Origin of the sequence: Volucribacter psittacicida (assembly GCF_004339025.1) — a bacterium.
In the GTDB taxonomy this organism is placed as follows: Bacteria; Pseudomonadota; Gammaproteobacteria; order Enterobacterales; family Pasteurellaceae; genus Volucribacter; species Volucribacter psittacicida.
Genome location: NZ_SMFT01000001.1, coordinates 364,916 through 385,762 on the forward strand (window position 1 = coordinate 364,916; position 20,847 = coordinate 385,762).

General features: G+C 39.2%; 16 protein-coding genes. 12 read left to right on the forward strand and 4 right to left on the reverse strand.

Annotated elements, in window-relative coordinates; translation table 11 throughout:
• Positions 1-184 precede the first annotated feature (184 nt).
• The 3 genes from EV694_RS01670 to purE form a co-directional block, all read right to left on the reverse strand.
• Entirely contained in the window at positions 185-1,375 is a 1,191-nt protein-coding gene (locus tag EV694_RS01670) for an amino acid aminotransferase (RefSeq protein ID WP_132688329.1), read from the reverse strand.
• Positions 1,376-1,527: 152 nt separating this feature from the next.
• On the reverse strand, positions 1,528-2,607 hold the full coding sequence (gene purK / locus EV694_RS01675) for a 5-(carboxyamino)imidazole ribonucleotide synthase (RefSeq protein ID WP_132688331.1): 1,080 nt from the start codon (positions 2,605-2,607) through the stop codon (positions 1,528-1,530).
• Positions 2,608-3,108: a 5-(carboxyamino)imidazole ribonucleotide mutase gene (gene purE / locus EV694_RS01680; RefSeq protein WP_132688333.1), complete on the reverse strand. Its 501-nt coding sequence runs from the start codon at positions 3,106-3,108 to the stop codon at positions 2,608-2,610. It abuts the gene before it with no gap.
• 167 nt (positions 3,109-3,275) lie between these two features.
• On the opposite strand from purE, the gene pepN reads away from it, so the two are divergent.
• The 7 genes from pepN to EV694_RS01715 all read left to right on the forward strand — a co-directional run bounded on the left by pepN (position 3,276) and on the right by EV694_RS01715 (position 14,867).
• Complete coding sequence (gene pepN / locus EV694_RS01685) at positions 3,276-5,888, forward strand: aminopeptidase N (protein WP_132688336.1); 2,613 nt, start codon at positions 3,276-3,278, stop codon at positions 5,886-5,888.
• A 156-nt stretch (positions 5,889-6,044) separates the two neighbouring features.
• Positions 6,045-7,064 carry a quinone-dependent dihydroorotate dehydrogenase gene (pyrD, locus tag EV694_RS01690; protein WP_132688338.1) on the forward strand — a complete coding sequence of 340 codons (1,020 nt, stop codon included), beginning with the start codon at positions 6,045-6,047 and terminating at the stop codon, positions 7,062-7,064.
• Positions 7,065-7,148: 84 nt separating this feature from the next.
• Positions 7,149-7,685: a cell division protein ZapC domain-containing protein gene (locus tag EV694_RS01695; RefSeq protein ID WP_132688341.1), complete on the forward strand. Its 537-nt coding sequence runs from the start codon at positions 7,149-7,151 to the stop codon at positions 7,683-7,685.
• Positions 7,686-7,881: 196 nt separating this feature from the next.
• Positions 7,882-9,270: an SLC13 family permease gene (locus tag EV694_RS01700; protein ID WP_132688343.1), complete on the forward strand. Its 1,389-nt coding sequence runs from the start codon at positions 7,882-7,884 to the stop codon at positions 9,268-9,270.
• Positions 9,271-9,579: 309 nt separating this feature from the next.
• A complete protein-coding gene (gene icd / locus EV694_RS01705; RefSeq protein ID WP_132688345.1) occupies positions 9,580-10,821 on the forward strand; it encodes an NADP-dependent isocitrate dehydrogenase in 1,242 nt (413 codons plus the stop codon).
• A gap of 64 nt (positions 10,822-10,885) precedes the next feature.
• Complete coding sequence (acnB, locus tag EV694_RS01710; protein ID WP_424580034.1) at positions 10,886-13,495, forward strand: bifunctional aconitate hydratase 2/2-methylisocitrate dehydratase; 2,610 nt, start codon at positions 10,886-10,888, stop codon at positions 13,493-13,495.
• 79 nt (positions 13,496-13,574) lie between these two features.
• Positions 13,575-14,867: a citrate synthase gene (locus tag EV694_RS01715; RefSeq protein ID WP_132688348.1), complete on the forward strand. Its 1,293-nt coding sequence runs from the start codon at positions 13,575-13,577 to the stop codon at positions 14,865-14,867.
• A 25-nt stretch (positions 14,868-14,892) separates the two neighbouring features.
• On the opposite strand, the gene EV694_RS01720 is transcribed toward EV694_RS01715, so the two are convergent.
• Complete coding sequence (locus tag EV694_RS01720) at positions 14,893-15,195, reverse strand: type II toxin-antitoxin system TacA family antitoxin (RefSeq protein WP_132688350.1); 303 nt, start codon at positions 15,193-15,195, stop codon at positions 14,893-14,895.
• A gap of 403 nt (positions 15,196-15,598) precedes the next feature.
• Between EV694_RS01720 and citC the strand changes: the two genes are divergently transcribed.
• The 5 genes from citC (at position 15,599) to citG (ending at position 20,845) form a co-directional block, all read left to right on the forward strand.
• Complete coding sequence (gene citC, locus EV694_RS01725; protein WP_132688352.1) at positions 15,599-16,642, forward strand: [citrate (pro-3S)-lyase] ligase; 1,044 nt, start codon at positions 15,599-15,601, stop codon at positions 16,640-16,642.
• Between the two features lie 122 nt (positions 16,643-16,764).
• Positions 16,765-17,052, forward strand: coding sequence for a citrate lyase acyl carrier protein (citD, locus tag EV694_RS01730; protein WP_132688355.1), 288 nt, complete (start codon positions 16,765-16,767; stop codon positions 17,050-17,052).
• Entirely contained in the window at positions 17,049-17,927 is an 879-nt protein-coding gene (gene citE / locus EV694_RS01735) for a citrate (pro-3S)-lyase subunit beta (protein WP_132688357.1), read from the forward strand. The genes citD and citE overlap by 4 nt, the downstream gene beginning before the upstream one ends.
• Positions 17,928-17,937: 10 nt before the next feature.
• Positions 17,938-19,464 (forward strand): citrate lyase subunit alpha, encoded by a 1,527-nt coding sequence (gene citF / locus EV694_RS01740; RefSeq protein WP_132688360.1) that lies wholly within the window; start codon positions 17,938-17,940, stop codon positions 19,462-19,464.
• Positions 19,457-20,845, forward strand: a complete 1,389-nt coding sequence (gene citG, locus EV694_RS01745; protein WP_132688362.1) for a triphosphoribosyl-dephospho-CoA synthase CitG — start codon at positions 19,457-19,459, stop codon at positions 20,843-20,845. Before citF ends, citG begins: the two co-directional genes overlap by 8 nt.
• Positions 20,846-20,847: the final 2 nt, after the last annotated feature.

Genomic DNA, 20,847 nt, shown 5'->3' on the forward strand with positions numbered 1-20,847 from the left:
GTTGAAATAGAATTTTGCAGAAAATTACATTAGATGAAGTTAATTTTGAGTAGTGGGAAAAGGCTTTTATTTTATTAATAGATTTAATAATTGGAGCATCAAGGAAATCATCTTGCTTACTTCACTAAATTAATTTTTAAAAAGCGATAACAACGTTATCGCTTTTTTTAATATCACAAATATCTTATAACACTTTCACAATGCTTTCGCAGAGATAACGGATGTTGTCTTCGGTAATGCCAGCGACATTAATACGTCCTGAGCGGACGGCGTAAATGGCGAATTCGTCTTTTAGGCGATCCACTTGTTCTGGTGTTAAGCCGCTGAATGAAAACATACCATTTTGTTCAATAATAAAGCCGAAATCTTGTTTAGCACCGTATTCTTTTAGTAAATCCACAAAACGTTGACGCATTTGTTTAATACGGTTACGCATTTCAGCCAGTTCTTCAATCCATTGGGCTTTTAATGTTTCATCGCTTAATACTAACGCAACCGCACTTGCACCGTGAGATGATGGGTTAGAGTAGAGGGTGCGGATAATGGCTTTGACTTGGCTAAAGGCACGTTCTGCGATGTCTTTGTTTTCTGCCACAAGGGTAAATGCCCCAACACGTTCATTGTATAAACCAAAGTTTTTGGAATAAGAACTTGAAATTAATAATTCACGATGATTGTTGGCAAAGGTGCGTAAACCGATGGCATCTTGTTCTAAACCGTTGGCAAAGCCTTGGTAAGCAAAATCAAATAACGGTAACCAACCTTTTTGAGCGGATAACTCGGCGAGTTGTTGCCATTGTGCTGGGGTTGGATCGATCCCTGTTGGGTTGTGGCAGCAACCGTGTAACAATACCACATCGCCTGCTTCGGCTTGGCTTAAGTCAGCGATTAAATTATCCCAATCTAATTTTTTATTTTCTTTATCATAATAACGATATTCACGAATATTGATGCCGACAGCATTAAAAATAGCGTTGTGATTTGGCCAAGTTGGGGTAGAGATCCAAACATTTTTTGCATTGGTTTGACGCTTAATAAATTCAGCGGCAATGCGTAATGCCCCTGTTCCACCAAGGCTTTGTGCGGTTTTGGCACGTTGTTGTGCGATAATTTCGCTGGCTTCGCCAAATAATAGCACTTGGGTTTGTTGGTTAAAGTTGGCGAGCCCATCAATGGTCAGGTAATTTTTACTGGTTTCGGCTTCTAATAGGCGTTGTTCCGCTTGTTTTACCGCTTTAACAATAGGGGTATTGCCTGCGGCATCTTTGTAAACGCCAATGCCTAAGTTAATTTTTGGTGAACGGGTTTCTGATTTAAAGGCTTCGCCTAAACCGAGAATAGGATCTGCTGGGGCAGCTTTAATTTGTTCAAACATAATTTAATCCTTACTTTATAGTGTCAATCATTAATGTTGTGTGTTGTTTTTTATACTTAACTTCCCTTTATTTGGCAAGTATTACATATAAATAGGTAATAAGAATAAAAATCTATTAAATTTTTATCAAATTACCTCTTTATTTATTAGATTTATTTTAATTGGCTTATTGCCCAGTTTAATCCCGTTTGATAATTCTCGGGTAGCAGTGTGGCAAGTTGTTGTAATTGAGCAATTAATTCGCTATGGGATTGATGGGCTAAATTAATATGTCCCACTTTTCGCCCTGCTCGTACTGCTTTACCATACCAATGTAATTGGGTGAGAGGATTGCTTAACCAAGCTGGATTATGTTCTGTGCCAATTAAATTGACCATCACTGTTGGTGCGGTAAGCATTAACGGCGGTGTAGGTAAATCCAGTAAAGCGCGCAAATGTAATTCAAATTGGCTGATATTTGCGCCTAATTGCGTCCAATGTCCGCTATTATGCACACGAGGAGCGAGTTCATTAATTAATAATTGATCGCCTACCACAAAACATTCCATCGCCATCACGCCGATGTAATTGAGTTTATCCATAATTTTGCCTAGCATCATTTCTGCTTGAGCTTGTAATGGCGAGGTAGATTGGGTTACTACGCTATAACGCAAAATCCCATTTTGTTGTAGGTTATGGGTTACAGGGTAAAAACGTTTTTCGCCATTGGCAAATCTTGCTCCCACTAAAGAAACTTCATAATCAAAGGGAATAAAGGCTTCCGCAATAATTTCACCCCAGAGATCTTGGCTAAGTTGCTCAAGATTATGTTGCTCAATAATCCATTGCCCACGACCGTCATACCCCCCTGTACGGCGTTTTACCACCACTTTGGGCGAAATTTGCGAAAAAATTTTGCTAAAATCCACCGCACTTTTAACTAATTGCCAAGGCGAGGTGGGGAGATTGAGTTCATCAAGTAAGGATTTTTGACTAAGACGATCCGCTAATAAACCAAACACTTGTTGATTAACAAAATTAGGGTGTTGGGCAAGCATTTCGGTTAAAGGCGTTTCTGCCCAACGTTCAATTTCAGCGGTAATGCGACAATCTTTAGCTAAATCAAATACCGCTTGATCAAAGGCGAGGGGTTGTACTTTGATATCTAAAGGCGCACCAGCATAAGCTAGCATACGCCCAAGTTGTCCATTGCCTAGCACATAAACGGTAGGGTAAAGGGGTTGTTCCGACATTTAATTACCTCGTGGATCTGGGTTATTGAGTACGAAATCCGTTTGTGCTTGACGAAATTCACGCAAACGATTGGCTAATTGAGGATCAAAAGCTGCCAGAATTTGCGCCGCTAATAAACCTGCATTTGCCGCCCCTGCTGGACCAATCGCCAAGGTGCCCACTGGAATGCCTTTAGGCATTTGTACAATGGAATATAAGCTATCTACACCACTTAACATTGAGCTTTTTACAGGCACACCCAACACTGGTACAAGGGTTTTGGCGGCGATCATACCAGGTAAATGTGCGGCACCGCCCGCCCCTGCAATAATGACTTTATAACCATTTTGCTCGGCATTTTCAGCAAAGTGAAAGAGTTTATCGGGGGTGCGATGTGCTGAAACAATTTCAACGTGGTAGGGAATAGCGAATTGATCGAGAATTTGGCTAGCTTCTTGCATGGTTGCCCAATCGCTTTGTGAGCCCATAACAATGGCGATTTGAGGTTGATGATTTGACATAGATGATGTTCCAAAAGTTTGACATAAAAAAGATAACTAAGGATAGCATGATTTTAGCAAAAGTGCGGTCTGTTTTTGCAAAGAATTTTATGTGGATAGTTGCAAGTTAAGGGATAAATATTTATCCTACACCTAATTTTTAATTTCTTAATAATGGATAAGTGAGTATGGTTGCTAAAGCAAAATATAGAAAAGATTATAAAACGCCCGATTTTACCATTACCGATATTTTTCTTGATTTTCAATTAGATCCGCATAAAACCTTGGTAACAGCTAGAAGTTTGGTGAAACGCCTTAATCCTCAAGCCACTCAATTACGCTTAGATGGGCATAGTTTTCAATTTGAACAAGTGAAAATTAATCAGCAACCTTTTACTCAGTATCAGCAAGATGGCGAAGGGCTGACATTAGATTTAAGCGAATTAGCGGCTGATGAATTTGAATTAACCATTAATACCATTTTAGTGCCAGCGGAAAATACCTCATTACAAGGGTTATACCAATCTGGCGAGGCACTTTGTACTCAATGTGAAGCTGAGGGCTTTAGACAAATTACCTATATGCTTGATCGTCCTGATGTTTTGGCACGCTATACCACGAGAATTGTGGCGGACAAAGCCACTTATCCTTATTTATTATCAAATGGTAATAAGGTTGCTAGTGGCGAATTAGAAGAGGGTAAACATTGGGTAGAGTGGCAAGATCCTTTTCCAAAACCCAGTTATTTATTTGCCTTAGTGGCAGGGGATTTTGATTTGTTACAGGATCACTTTATTACCCGCAGTGGTCGCCAAGTGGCATTAGAATTATTTGTGGATAAAGGTAATCTAAATCGTGCAGACTGGGCGATGGAAAGCCTAAAAAAAGCGATGAAATGGGACGAAGAGCGTTTCGGTTTAGAATATGATTTAGATATTTATATGATCGTGGCGGTGGATTTCTTTAATATGGGCGCTATGGAGAATAAAGGATTAAATATTTTTAATTCTAAGTTTGTGCTAGCCAATCCACAAACTGCTACAGATGAAGATTATATGGGCATTGAAAGTGTGATTGCTCACGAATATTTTCATAATTGGACAGGTAACCGTATTACTTGCCGAGATTGGTTTCAACTTAGCCTAAAAGAGGGCTTAACAGTTTTTCGTGATCAAGAGTTCTCTTCGGATACAGGCTCAAGAGCGGTTAATCGGATTAATAATGTGCGTTTTTTACGAACCATTCAATTTGCCGAAGACGCTAGCCCTATGGCACACCCAATCCGCCCAGAAAAAGTGATTGAAATGAATAACTTTTATACGGTAACCGTTTATGAAAAAGGGGCAGAGGTTATTCGTATGCTGCATACTTTGTTAGGCGAGAAAAAATTCCAAGCAGGTATGCGATTATATATTGCACAAAATGACGGTAAAGCCGCCACTTGCGAAGATTTTGTGGCAGCCATGGAACAAGCCTCTGGTATGGATTTAAGTCAATTCCGCCGTTGGTATAGTCAATCAGGCACACCAGAATTGACGGTTACCGATCATTATGATGAAGCTAAACATTGTTATCAATTAACCGTTGTTCAGCATACGCCCGCTACGGCGGATCAAATGGATAAAATTAACTTACATATTCCATTGAAAATTGCCTTATATAGTGAAAATGGCGATAAATTGCCTTTGCAATATGAGGGGCGTACGGTTGAGGATGTGCTTAATGTGACCCAAAAAGATCAGGTTTTTGAGTTCCATAATGTATATCAGCGTCCAATTCCTGCGTTGTTATGTGATTTTTCTGCCCCAGTAAAATTGGATTATAACTATCAGGTAGAACAACTTGTTACCCTGTTACAATTTGCTGAAAATGATTTTGTGCGTTGGGACGCGGCACAAATGCTGTGGACAAAAGAATTACGAGAAAACTTAATGCGTTACCAACATGAGCAAAGTTTACAATTTTCTCAACCTGTTTTAGCCGCCTTTGGTAAAGTATTAGCGAACTATCAGCAAGATATTGAATTAACAACATTAATTTTAACCTTACCTAAAGAAACCGAGTTTGCAGAGAATGTAAAAATTATTGATCCTGAAGGGATTGCGGTGGTGAGAGCCTTTATGTTGCATACGCTTGCTAGCCAATTTAAACAACAATGGTTAAAAATTTATAATCATATTAACCTTGAGCAATATTCTGTGGTACCTGAATATATTGCCTTGCGTGGCTTACGCAATCTTTGTTTATATTATTTAGCCTTTACGGAGTTTGGCAATAGCCTTGTAAACCAACATTATCTTTATGCCAATAATATGACAGATACGTTGGCAGCATTAAATGCGGCAAGCAAAGCAGGATTAGCTTGTCGTGATAATTTATTAGCAGATTTTGAGCAAAAATGGCAACAAGATGGTTTGGTGATGGATAAATGGTTTGCACTACAAGCAACGCGACCAGATGAAAATGTATTAGAGATTGTGCAACAGCTTATTTCACACCCAAGTTTTAATTTTAATAACCCAAATCGTTTGCGTGCGTTAGTGGGGAGCTTTGTTAATCAAAATCCTCGTTATTTCCATGCGATTGATGGATCGGGCTATCGTTTCTTAACGGAGATTTTATTAAAATTAAATGACACTAATCCGCAAGTTGCTGCACGTTTAATTGAGCCGTTAATTCGCTTTAATCGTTATGATGAACAGCGACAAACCTTAATGAAACGTGCCTTAGAGCGTTTAAGTGAAGTGGAAAATTTATCAAAAGATTTATTTGAAAAAATTGAGAAAGCCTTGCAAGCATAGTATCTATGTTTGTGATTTAAACAGTTATATAGTCGTTTCAATTTAAAATAAGACAAGGCGGCACGCCGAAGACAGTACAACCAGTACGGCGAGGTATGCCAACACAGTATTATTTTAAAGTGGGACGACGATAACTATCCAGAGAGATAAACGAGTATGTATCCATTAATCCGAAAAGTGCTTTTTAGTTTAGAACCAGAAAAAGCCCATGAATTTACTATTAAAACTCTTAAAGTCATTGGTAATTCACCATTGCGTTGTGGCTTACAACGTTTATTAGCTTGCCCAGCTGGCAGTCCTAAAACGGTAATGGGCATTCAGTTTAAAAACCCGATTGGTTTAGCCGCTGGGGCTGATAAAAATGCAGAGGCAATTAATGGCTTTGCGGCGATGGGCTTTGGTTTTATTGAAATAGGCACTGTCACCCCATTGGCACAAGAGGGCAATCCACGTCCTCGCCAATTTCGCTTAGTGGAGGCTGAGGGGATTATTAACCGTAATGGGTTTAATAATTATGGGGTGGATTATGTGCTAGAAAATGTGAAAAAAGCACAGTTTGACGGCGTATTAGGTATAAATATTGGAAAAAATACCCGCACTTCGGTGGAAAATGGTAAGGCGGATTATCTTTTTTGCTTAAATAAAGTTTATAAGTATGCAGGCTATGTGGCAATTAATATTTCCTCGCCCAATTCCCCGGGCTTACGCCAGTTACAATACGGCGAGGCACTAGATGACTTGTTGGCAGGGCTTAAGCAACGCCAACAGCATTTAGCTGAGCAATATAATAAATATGTGCCTATTGCAGTAAAAATCGCCCCTGATTTAAGCGAGCAAGAATTGGTACAAATTGCGGATAGCTTATGTCGTCATCAAATAGACGGCGTCATAGCCACCAATACAACAATTAGTCGTGATAGGGTAGCGGGATTAGCGAATGCAGAACAGCTTGGTGGTTTAAGTGGTAAACCACTACAACAGCAAAGTACGCAAATTATTCAGCGTTTAGCACAAGAACTCAAGGGTAAGATACCCATTATAGGTAGTGGCGGTATTGATTCTGTGACGGCGGCACAAGAAAAAATTGATGCAGGCGCAGAATTATTGCAATTATATTCAGGTTTAATTTATCAAGGTCCGAATTTAATTAAACAGCTAGTACAAAATATTAAATAATAGTATTATGGCGTAAAAATACGGATTTTTAGCAATCCGTATTCTTTCATTGTTTTTATTAGAGATATTTAGGTATTACATCAAATGGCACAACAACATTTTTGTCAATGGCAATATAATCCAGTGCGAGGGCGCTTAGCTATTTTATTGCCAAGTAAAAATTTGGTGTTTACCACATTAACAGAAAAACATCTTGCTTCTGATGGGGTTGTGAATAGCCCTTGTTCTTTAGTGGATTTTGACGATTATAACCGCTTTAGCCAATTATTATTCGCCTGTGGTTTTGAGCAAGAAACTTTGGAGATTCTTGCTTATAGTGCGGTGGCTACTCAACATTTTTTATTACCTAGCCAGCCAAAGAGTTGGTTCTTTCAACCTTGTGGGAGTGAAAGTATTGCCCCTCAAACCTTAGCACAAGTAAAAATAAAACAAACGGAACAATGGGCAATGGTATTGGTAACCAATATTGAGGGAAGCGTGGCAAATTGTCTTTGGCTAGAGAATGATCTCGCTTTAGCGGGGTTACAACTGACTTTTGGCGAACCTTTTCGGATTTTTGTTGATCGTTTACAAGCGGTTAGCCTAAATATCACACATCAATATTATCAACAATCCGCTTAAATTTCTTTTTTCACTGAAATTTTATATTTTTTTATTAAAAATTTAGTGATATTCTAATTTCTGCACAACATCATCTAATTTTAGTTAATCCTTCTCAAGGATAATCAAATAAAAATACATATTAACTAAATTTAGAAAAATATCGTCGTTCTGACTTGAACTCATCTCATAACCTTATCATTTACAGGAGTGTAATATGTCTAAAACCAGTAAGAACCCAGTGAGAGGGATCCTGATATTTCTGTTAGATTTAATGGTATTTTTTGCCCTATTAAATTTGTTACCTTTCTCTGAACAGGAAAATAGAGGTCTTGCCTTATTAGTTTTTGTGGGAATTTTATGGCTTACAGAAGCCTTTAATATCACAATAACCGCCTTAATGGTGCCGATATTCGCCATAGGATTAAATGTTTTATCCACCAAAGCGGCTTTTGCGCCTTTTTCTGAACCCATTATTTTTATGTTTTTTGGTGGCTTTGTGATTGCAGCGGTGCTGAATATTCAAAAAATCGATCTTTGGCTTGCAAGTCATATTATTCGTTTGGCAAAAGGTAATCTAAAATTAACCATCATTTATTTATTTGCCGTTACTGCGTTACTTTCCTTATTTATCAATAATACCGCCGTAGCGGCAATGATGTTACCGCTTACCTTGGGCATATTACATAAAATAGATTATAAAACTAATCAAAAACTCTATGTGTTTGTTTTATTGGGCATTGCTTTTAGTTCAAGTATTGGCGGAATTGGCACCTTAGTGGGCAGTGCACCTAATGCCATTTTAGCCTCTCAATTAAAAATCTCTTTTTCCGAATGGTTACCTTATGGTATGCCGGTGGTGGTGTTGCTACTTATTTTTATGGTGTTATCACTATTGTTAGTATTACGCCCTAATTTTAATGTGAAATTTGAAGCCCAAGTAGAAGATATTCCCTTGACAACTTCAAGAATAATCACATTAGTTATCTTTAGTATTACGGCATTATTACTGGTATTTGGTAGTTATGTTGAACCTTTTATCAGACAAATTTTAGCCCTAGATCAATCTATTCGTAATTTTGATGCGGTGATTGCTATGATTGCGGTGCTTGCATTTTGTATTTGTAATACCGCAAATTGGCAACAAATCCAAGAAAGAACGGAATGGGGTGTGTTAATGCTCTTTGGTGGTGGGTTAGTCTTAAGTATTGTATTAAGAGAAACGGGAGCGAGTAAAATTCTAGCAGATACTATTGTTAATTTTATTGGTACAAAACATTGGTTAATGATGACCATTGTGATGTCTGCTTTTATTATCTTTTTAACCGAGTTTACCTCTAATACCGCCAGTGCGGCGTTATTAATGCCGATTTATATTTCTGTTGCCGTACAACTTGGTTTACCGCCGATTTCTTTAGCGGCAATTATTGCTTGCGGTGCTTCTTGTGCCTTTATGTTACCTATTGCCACTCCACCTAATGCCATTGTTTTTTCCACTGGTTATATAAAACAAGCGGATATGGTAAAAGTGGGGCTATTACTTAATATTGCTTGTATTGTGGTAATTAGTGGGCTTTCCTATTTCTTCTGGATGACGTGGAGATAATGCGTTGCTTCTCATTAAACTTGCTTAATGAGAAGCGATAGTCGTTTCAATGTAAAGAGGGCGACGATAAAATTTTTCTAAAACTGACCGCACTTAATATCAATGCGTTCTCTTAATTTCTTAAGTTTAATGGGATTAATATCGTCGTCCTAATTAAGCAAAGAAATATGGGGGATATATCACAATTTTGTAAAAATAATGTGAATATTTAGTTAAAACGATCTATACTCAAATCACGCACAAATTTTATGCTAAGGATAGACAGGGTCTTTAGCCTTTCCTCTCTTTATATCTTTTTCGGAGGTTAATATGCAACACATAGCACAAGCAATTCGTTTAAATTCTGATGGCTCACTTAATGTACCAGATTGCCCGATCATTCCCTTTATTGAGGGCGATGGCATAGGTATTGATGTTACGCCAACGATGATTAAGGTGATTGACGCAGCAGTAACTCTTGCTTATGCGGGGAAAAAACGCATTGAATGGTTAGAAATTTATGCTGGAGCAAAAGCTAATCGTCAATATGGTGAAGACATTTGGTTACCACAGCAAACCTTAGATCTGATTAAACAATATCACGTGGCAATTAAAGGCCCATTAATGACCCCTGTTGGCGGTGGTATCCGTTCATTGAATGTGACCTTAAGGCAAGAATTGGATTTATATAATTGCGTTCGCCCAATTCGTTATTATCAAGGAACACCTAGTCCAGTAAAACAACCTGAATTAGTGGATATGGTGATTTTTCGCGAAAATTCTGAAGATATTTATGCAGGAATTGAATGGCAGGCGGGGTCAGCGGAGGCAGATAAAGTCATTCAGTTTTTACAAACAGAAATGCAAGTGAACAACATTCGTTTTCCTACGGAATGTGGTATTGGTGTGAAGCCTGTTTCAAAAGCGGCAACCCAACGTTTAGTGCGATCGGCATTGCAGTATGTGATTGATAACGATAGAACTTCATTAACCTTAGTACATAAAGGCAATATTATGAAATTTACTGAGGGAGCGTTTAAACAATGGGGTTATCAAGTGGTGGATAATTTTGGGGCAAAACCGCTTGGCAAAGGGGATTGGCGTTGTTTAATCAATCCTAAAACAGGGCGAGAGATCATTATCAAAGATTGCATTGCCGATGCGTTTTTACAAGAAACCTTATTACATCCAGCGGATTACGATGTTATCGCAACATTAAACTTAAATGGCGATTATATTTCTGATGCCTTAGCGGCTCAAGTGGGGGGAATTGGGATTGCGCCTGGGGCAAATATTGGTGAACAAGTGGCGATTTTTGAGGCGACTCATGGCACAGCACCGAATATCGCAGGACAAAATAAAGCTAACCCTGGTTCAATTATTTTAAGTGGGGAAATGATGTTACGTCATTTAGGTTGGCAAGAGGCGGCGGATTTAGTGGTACAAGCCATGGCGAAAACCATTGCGAATAAAACAGTTACCCTTGATTTCGCTGAACATCTGACAGAGGCTCAATTATGTTCTACCGATGAATTTGCATTACAGCTCATTGCCAATATGTCAAAAGGCTAAGATTGATGAATTAGCGGTTGGTTTTGTTTTCCGCTAATCAATAATGATAAGGGAGGTATCTATTATGTTATTTATTGAAGAATATCAAAAACAGGTGGCAGAAAGAGCCAAATTGGGGGTTGTGCCTTTACCACTTAATGCGGAACAAACCGCTCAATTAGTTGAATTATTAAAATCGCCAGTAGAAAATGCACAACAAGCCGAATTACTACTAGAGTTATTGCGAACACGTATCCCTGCTGGCGTTGATGAAGCCGCCTATATCAAAGCCTCTTTTTTAGCGGATGTGGCAAAAAGAGCGGTCATTTCTCCGCTTATTTCGGCACAAGATGCCATTAATATTTTAGCCACTATGCAAGGTGGTTATAATATCCAGCCCCTGATCGAGGCATTAGAGGATCAAGAACTCGCCCCTTTAGCAGTGAAAGCCCTATCTTTTACTCTATTGATGTTTGATCAATTTCACGATGTGGCAGAAAAAGCCAATCAAGGCAATGTTTTTGCTCAACAGGTTTTGCAATCTTGGGCAAATGCCGAATGGTTTTTGTCACGTCCTCCGTTACCAGAAAAAATAACTTTGACCGTATTTAAAGTGACTGGCGAAACCAATACGGATGATCTTTCGCCAGCACAAGACGCTTGGTCAAGACCTGATATTCCTTTACACGCCCTAGCGATGTTAAAAAATGAACGAGAGGGGATTATTCCTGATCAAGCTGGGGAAGTGGGGCCTATGCAACAAATTAATGCTTTAAAGGCCAAAGGCTTTCCCTTAGTGTATGTGGGAGACGTGGTGGGAACAGGATCTTCCCGTAAATCTGCGACCAATTCAGTATTATGGTTAATGGGCGAAGATATTCCTTATATCCCAAATAAACGAGCAGGCGGGGTTGTGCTGGGGGGAAAAATTGCACCGATCTTTTTTAATACATTAGAGGACGCAGGTTCATTACCCATTGAAGTTGATGTTAGCCGTTTAAATATGGGTGATGTGATCGATCTCTATCCTTATGCTCAAAAAATTTGTCGGCATAATAGCGATGAGGTGTTAGCGGAATTTTGCTTAAAAACTGAGGTGCTACTTGATGAAGTGCGAGCTGGTGGACGCATACCGCTCATTATTGGACGAGGTTTAACACACAAAGCGAGAAAAGCATTGGGCTTGGGCGAAAGTGAGGTTTTTCAACAGGTAAAAAAAGCGTCAGAGCAACCCGCTGGTTATACCTTAGCACAAAAAATAGTTGGGCGTGCTTGTGGGGTAGAGGGGGTCAGAGCAGGGCAATATTGTGAGCCGAGAATGACCACAGTAGGTTCGCAAGATACCACAGGCCCGATGACCCGTGATGAATTGAAAGATCTGGCGTGTTTAGGTTTTTCGGCGGATTTAGTGATGCAATCTTTTTGTCATACCGCTGCTTATCCGAAGCCTGTTGATGTGGTAACCCATCATACTTTACCTGATTTTATGATCAATCGTGGTGGCGTATCTTTGCGACCAGGCGATGGCGTTATTCATTCTTGGTTAAATCGTATGTTGTTGCCTGATACTGTGGGTACAGGTGGCGACTCTCATACTCGTTTTCCTATTGGGATTTCTTTTCCAGCGGGTTCAGGTTTAGTGGCTTTTGCCGCCGCCACAGGGGTAATGCCCTTAGATATGCCAGAATCTGTGTTGGTGCGTTTTAAAGGCGAAATGCAACCGGGCATAACCCTGCGTGATTTAGTCCACGCCATTCCTTATTACGCTATTCAACAGGGATTATTAACCGTTGAAAAAGCGGGCAAGAAAAATATTTTTTCTGGGCGAATTTTAGAAATAGAAGGTTTGGAAAATTTAAAAGTAGAACAAGCCTTTGAATTATCTGATGCCTCAGCGGAGCGTTCGGCGGCAGCTTGTACCATTAAATTAAATCAAGCGCCGATTATTGAATATTTAACTTCAAATATTGTGCTATTGAAATGGATGATTGCTGAGGGCTATGGTGATGCTCGTACCTTAGAACGGCGGATTAAAAGTATGCAAGATTGGTTAGCCAATCCACAGCTACTCACCGCCGATGATAATGCAGAATATGCGGCGATTATTGAGATTGATCTTAATGAAATTACTGAACCCATTGTCTGTGCTCCTAATGATCCTGATGATGCGAGAAAACTGTCAGAGGTGGCAGGCGACAAGGTTGACGAAGTGTTTATTGGTTCTTGTATGACCAATATTGGGCATTTTCGTGCCGCAGGGAAATTACTTAACCAGCATCAAGGTATGATACCCACTCGCTTATGGGTTGTTCCTCCTACCAAAATGGACGCCGCCTTACTCACAGAGGAAGGCTATTACAGTATTTATGGTAAAAGTGGGGCAAGGGTTGAAATTCCGGGGTGTTCATTATGTATGGGTAACCAAGCGAGAGTGGCTGATGGGGCAACGGTGATTTCAACCTCCACCAGAAACTTTCCTAACCGTATGGGTAAAGGGGCGTTTGTCTATCTTGCCTCAGCGGAACTTGCGGCGGTTTGTGCCTTATTAGGGCGTATTCCAACCACACAGGAATATCTGCAATATGTACAAGGCTTAGCCGAGGATCAGGAAGACACTTATCGCTATATGAATTTCAATGAAATTTCCTCTTATACCGAGAAAGTTGAGCAAGTGATTTTTAAAACAAGATTATAAACATAAAAAGTGCGGTCATTTTTTAGCAAATTTTTAGCCTAATGATGGCTTATCACAACACATACAGGAGGGATCTATTATGCCAAAATTACACGACACATTAACCGCGGAATTACATTTAAGTGATGGACGTAAATTTGCGTTACCTGTTTATCAAAGCCATTTAGGCTATGATGCAATCGGAGTAGAAGCCTTACAAAAGGAAAAATTATTTACCTATGATCAAGGCTTAACTTCAACGGCATTATGCCAATCAAGCATTACCTATATTGACGGCGAGCAGGGCATTTTATTACATCGTGGTTATCCCATTGATGAACTTGCCTCGCAGAAAAATTATCTTGATGTGGCTTATTTATTATTAAAAGGCGAGCTACCCACTCCCGAACAATTTGCACAATTTAAGCGAGAAATTTCTACGCATTATATGGTAAATGAACAATTTACCCGCTTATTTCAAGGTTTTCGCCGAGATTCACACCCAATGGCGGTAATGTGTGCGGCAACCAGTGCCTTAGCGGCGTTTTATAATGATGAACTAAAATTAGATTGTGAGTTATCGAGGGAAAAAACCGCTATTCGCTTGTTAGCCAAAATGCCAACCTTAGCGGCAATGTGCTATAAATACAGTATCGGTCGTCCATTTATGTACCCACAAAATCATCTCTCTTATGCGGGTAATTTTCTCTATATGATGTTTGCCACCCCTTGTGAGCCTTATGTGGTCAATCCTGTATTAGAACGAGCTATGGATCGGATATTTACCCTACACGCGGATCACGAACAAAATGCCTCTACCTCATCTGTGCGTAGTGTTGCCTCTTCAGGGCCTAATCCTTTTGCTTGTATTTCCGCAGGTATCGCTTCCCTTTGGGGGCCTGCACATGGCGGGGCTAACGAGGCTTGTATCCGAATGTTAGAACAAATTGGCTCAGTAGAAAATATCCCACATTTTATTGAACGCGCTAAGGATAAAAATGATCCATTCCGTTTAATGGGGTTTGGACATCGTGTTTATAAAAATTATGATCCAAGAGCAAAGGTAATGCGAGAAACTTGCCATGAGGTTTTGCAAGAATTAGGGGAGAATACCCCTTTGCTTGAAGTGGCTATGGAGCTAGAACGTATTGCGTTAAATGATCCTTATTTTATTGAACGCAAACTTTATCCTAATGTGGATTTCTATTCAGGGCTAATTTTGCAAGCCATAGGTATTCCAACCGCTATGTTTACGGTGGTTTTTGCCTTAGCAAGAACGGTAGGTTGGATTGCTAATTGGAAAGAAATGTACGAGCAAGATGGCTTGAAAATCGTGCGTCCAAGACAGATTTATACAGGGCATACGGAACGCCATATTTATATCACTGAGTAAATTCTCGTGATTTATACTTATTCCGCTAGGGGTACTTAGCGGAATATTTTAAATTGAAACGACTATCAGATTTCCAAGGCGAATTTACCGCCATTAATTTTTCTATTCCTGTATTAGGTAAATTAGGTTGCTCAAGTGTTTGAATAAAACGCTGAAATTCTTGCTCATCAAGTTGAAATAATGTTCTCTCTAAAATCACGTTTTGTGCATAATAACAAACAACATCTAACATAAAATCAGAACGGGTTTTCCCAAGTAATGAAGCTGATCGATCAATAAGATCACGCTGCATGGGCTGAACTCTTAAGCTAATCGCAACAGTACGCATAATTATCTCCCAAATTTATAGATTATTGATGACAGACTATAAATGTATAGCGATTGTGTCTTCAAGAAAAATTTTACGAATTTATTATTAATGAAAAAAGAAGAGTACAAAATTGTTCGGATTGAAAAAAGTGCGGTCAATTTTTAAATCATTTCCTTAAATAATCCAACTTCTGTCCTCTGTTCCCCAATACCTAAAAGTTACTATAGATCACCATTGTTAAATGAAATGTTAAATAAGCTAAAATTTGTTGTTAAATCATTGTTTTTTAACATTATTTTTCATTGCATTTAGTATTAATCTTATTTTGTTTATGCTATTATCGCCGCAACCGTTTAGAGGTATAAAACGTCCTATCATGCCTTTGATAGTTTGATTGTTGCTAGAATATTTTGAGATGGATATGTTTGAGCATAATTATTATTGGCAAACTGTCGCAATGAGCGATACAAGTAAAATTGAGCCGATTAAAGCCTTTTTACAACAAAACCAGTTAGAGCTGGATTCACAAATTGAACATTTTATTGTTTTTTATCGCCTTGAGGATCACCAAATTATCGCTTGTGGTGGTATTGCCCCGAATATTATTAAATGTGTTGCGGTTTCCCCCGATTATCGTGGGCAAGGTCTTAGTTTACAACTTGCCACTGAATTAATTCATTTTGCCACTGAATTAGGTTATTTTCGTTTATTTCTTTATACCAAACCTGACAATGAAGCCTTATTTGCCCGTTGTGGTTTTCATACCATTTCTACCGCTTATCCTTATATGGTACTTATGGAAAATAGTGCGGTGCGATTAAAAAAATATTGTGCAAAATTAGCCCAATATCGCCGATCTGGGGAGAAAATTGGTTCTATTGTTATGAATGCCAATCCTTTTACTTTGGGACATCGTTATTTAATAGAACAAGCATTAACACAATGTGATTATTTGCATTTATTTTTGGTGGAAGAAGACGCCTCTAAGTTTAGCTATCAAGAAAGATTTGAGTTGGTAAAACAGGGGATTGCTGATTTAGCGGACAAAGTCAGTCTATATCCAAGCTCTAGTTATATTATTTCGCGTGCCACCTTTCCTAGCTATTTTTTGAAAGATAAGGGGATCCTTGAAGACTGTTTTATGGAGATAGATCTGAAATTATTCCGTAGCCATATCGCCCCTGCTTTGGGCATTACCCACCGTTTTGTGGGGACAGAACCAAATTGTGCCGTTACTTCATTATATAACCAGAATATGGTCTATTGGTTACAACAAGCCGATATGAAAGCCCCAGCGATTAAAGTGGTGGAAATTCAACGAAAAACCTATCAAGGCGAACCGATTTCAGCCTCAAAGGTAAGGTTATTGGCTCAACAGAAAAATTGGTCAGCATTAACTCATTATGTACCTAATAGTACTTTGGCATTATTAGCCGCCAATAATGGGATAAAACCTAATCACTGATGAGAGCCGTCCCACTTTAAAATGATACGCGTTGGTATGCCACGCCGTATTGTTTTAATAAGAAAAGTGCGGTCACTTTTACAAAAATTTTTAGTATTAAACCTTAGGGTTAAGGAGAGAAAATGCAAATTACGAAAATTGCAGTGGCAGGGACATTAGAATCCAGCGATGTATTGGTTCGTGTTGCCCCTTGTGATGAAATTGATATTGAACTCAATAGCTCAGTATTTGAACAATTTGGCGATGATATTTTAAAGACGGTTTATGCCGTATTAAAACAATTTGATGTTCAAGGGGTTCAATTAGTTATTGAAGATAAGGGAGCATTGGATTGTGTTTTAAGAGCAAGACTTAAAGCGGCGTTATTGCGTGCCACTGATGAAGCGGTAAATTGGGAGAATGTGCTATGAAATTAAGAAGAAGTATGCTGTTTGTGCCGGGATCTAATGCGGCAATGGTAAGTAACAGTTTTATTTATAAGCCTGATTCTATTATGTTTGATTTAGAAGATTCAGTGGCTTTAAAAGAGAAAGATAGTGCGAGATTGTTAGTGGCACAGGCATTGCAACACCCTTTTTATCAAGAAATAGAAACCGTCGTGCGTGTTAATCCTTTAGAATCTGAATTTGGTTTGGCGGATTTAAATGCGGTAGTGAGAGCGGGAACAAATATTGTTCGTTTACCCAAAACCGATACCGCTCAAGATGTGATCGCGATGGATAAGGCGATTACAGAGATTGAAAAGCAATGTGGTCGGGAAGTGGGGAGTACCAAATTATTAGCGGCTATTGAATCGGCTTTAGGGATTACGCAAGTTAATGAGATCGCCAAATCTTCTCCTCGTTTAATGGGGATCGCTTTGGGGGCTGAGGACTATGTGCGTAATTTAAGAACCGAGCGTTCACCAGAGGGCATTGAGTTATTATTTGCTCGTTGCAGTATTTTGCAAGCCGCCAGAGCCAATGGCTTAATGGCATTTGATACGGTGTATTCTAATGCCGATAACGAAGAGGGCTTTTTACAAGAAGCCAGTTTAATTAAGCAATTAGGTTTTGATGGCAAATCCTTAATTAATCCTCGTCAGATTGAGTTAATCCATAATTTATATGCACCAACACAAAAAGACGTTGATTTTGCTCAACGTGTTATTGAGGCGGCGGCTGAGGCAGAAAAAGCGGGCAGTGGCGTGGTGTCATTAAATGGAAAAATGGTGGATTCGCCGATTATTGAACGTGCGAAATTGGTTTTACAACGTGCGGAACTTTCTGGCATAAGAGATGAATAGGGGGAGAACGATGGAGAATAGACAACAACGGGTCAATGCAATTTGCCAACAACATAAAGATTATCAACAATATCAACAAATTGCGAAAGTGGAGTCTTTGGCAAAAACCCATAAAGACAGAAAATTATGTGAATCTTTGGAGCAAGCCATTCGCCGTAGTGGTTTACAAGATGGTATGACCATTTCGTTTCATCACGCTTTTCGTGCTGGGGACTTTGTGGTTAATTTGGTGGTGGATAAATTGGCTGAAATGGGATTTAAGAATTTAGTTCTTGCCTCAAGTTCTTTAACGGATATTCACGCGCCTTTAGTGCAACATATCAAAAACGGGGTAATTCGTAAGATTTATAGTTCAGGTTTGCGTGGCGAATTAGCCGATAGAATTTCTGAAGGTTTAATGGACGAACCTGCTACCATTCATTCCCATGGCGGACGTGTGCATTTAATTAAAAGTGGCGAACTCAAAATTGATGTGGCGTTTTTAGGTGTACCAAGCTGTGATGATTTTGGTAATGCCAATGGTTATAGTGGTAAAAATGTTTGTGGATCATTAGGCTATGCAAGGGTTGATGCGGAATTTGCTGAGAAAGTGGTGTTATTAACCGAAGAGATTGTGGCTTATCCTCATCATCCAATCAGTATTGCTCAGGATCAAGTGGATTTGATTGTAAAAGTGGATCAAGTGGGCGATCCAAAGAAAATTGGTGGCGGCGCCACAAGAATGACCAAAAATCCGCGAGAGTTATTGATCGCGCGTAAAACGGCGGAAGTGATTTTTGCCAGTGGTTATTTTAAAGATGGCTTTTCTATGCAAACAGGAAGTGGCGGAGCATCTTTGGCGGTAACCCGTTTTCTTGAAGATAAAATGCGTAAGCAAAATATTAAAGCTGACTTTGCCTTAGGTGGGATTACTGCCAGTATGGTCGCATTGCACGAGGCAGGTTTAATTAAGAAATTGCTTGATGTGCAAAGTTTTGATAAGACAGCAGCAGAATCTTTGGCTCGTAATCCTAATCATATTGAGGTAAGTGCAAATCAATATGCTAATTACAGTTCTAAAGGGGCTTCCGTTGAACGCTTAGATATTGTGATTTTAAGTGCCTTAGAAATTGATACCCAATTTAATGTTAATGTCTTGACTGGCTCCAATGGCGTGATTCGTGGGGCATCAGGCGGGCATTGTGATACGGCAGCAAGTGCCCAATTAGCCATTATTGTTGCTCCTTTGGTAAGAGGGCGTATTCCAACGGTGGTTGAGAATGTTTTAACCTGCGTTACGCCAGGCGAGAATATTGATATTTTAGTGACGGATCATGGGGTTGCGGTGAATCCTAAACGTCCTGATTTAATCAAAACCTTAAACGAAAAAGGGATTCAATTATTTACCATTGAACAATTATGTGAACGAGCATATCAATTAACAGGCAAACCAAAACCGATTGAATTTACCGATAAACCTGTGGCTGTGGTGCGTTATCGTGATGGTTCAGTGATTGATGTGGTTTATCAAGTCAAACAGGCAAACGCGGATGTTTAATGTGAGTCAATGTTTGCCTAACTTTTCTCTAGCGGGAAAATCGATCTCGCTAGAGGAATTGCTTGTTGCGAAAGAGCAACGAGCCTTGTTACAACAACAATGCTTAAGTCAATATCATCAATCCTTACTGAGTTTGACTTTATTAGCACCAGGTGCAGTTAAAAAGAATGAATTACTTGATTATGTATTTACTCAAGCATTAACACAACTTGAACAGTTATGGCAAACATTGGCAATTAAACCTACCGCCTCTTTTATTCGTCCTTTAGACACAGGGCATGAAGCTATTTTTGTACTGGATATTGATGCCACAAGATTAAAACAACAGGCGATGGTTTTAGAGCAAAGTTCGCCCCTTGCCCGCCTATGGGATATTGATGTCTTTGATAAAAAAGGGAGGCTACTTAGCCGTTCAGACTTTGATTATTCCCCACGTTGTTGCTTAATTTGCCAAGCTGAAGCGAAACATTGTGCGAGATCCCGTCAACATAGGCTGGCAGATATTTATCAAGTTATGCAGCAAATCGTGAACCAACATTATTTTGCCGAATATGTGGCGGATTTAGTCAATCAAGCCTTATTAACCGAGGCAACATTAACCCCAAAACCCGGCTTAGTCGATCAAGCGGACAATGGCGCTCATCAAGATATGAATCTCGCGACTTTCTTATTGAGCAGTCAAGCCCTCAAGCCTTTTTGGGCAGCCTTTGTTTATCAAGGAATAAAAACCGCTCAACAACCTGTTGCACAAATATTGGCTGAGTTACGTCCCTTAGGATTACAAGCCGAACAAGCCATGTTCAACGCTACCCAAGGTATTAATACGCATAAAGGCAGTATTTTTGCCTTTGGATTAACTTGTGCAGCATTGGGGCGTTTATTTGTCCAACAATCCTCATTTGATTGGCAAACCTTATCTGCATTGATTGCACAAATATGCCAAGGCATTAGTCAAGAATTAGAAAAGCCAACTCAATTAGCTACAGCAGGTATCAATATCTATCAACGTTATGGCATAAAAGGTGCAAGGGGAGAAGCTGAACAGGGTTTCCCATTGGTACAATATGCTTTATCTGAATTATTACAAGTTAAGGAACGTGATGAGCAACATCGGTTGTTATTGGCATTATTACAACTTTGTGCCAATAACCAAGATACCAATGTTATTCATCGTGCAGGTATGGAGGGATTATATTGGTTTCGCTCAACAGCGAAACAATTACTTGAACAACAACAAGTTACCACAAAGATTGAAGTATTAGAGCAAGCATTGAATAGCTTTAATCAACAATGTATTCATAAAAATATTAGTCCCGGCGGAAGTGCTGATTTACTCGCACTTTCTTGGTTTATCTATCAATTTTTTTATTTTAAACATTAATC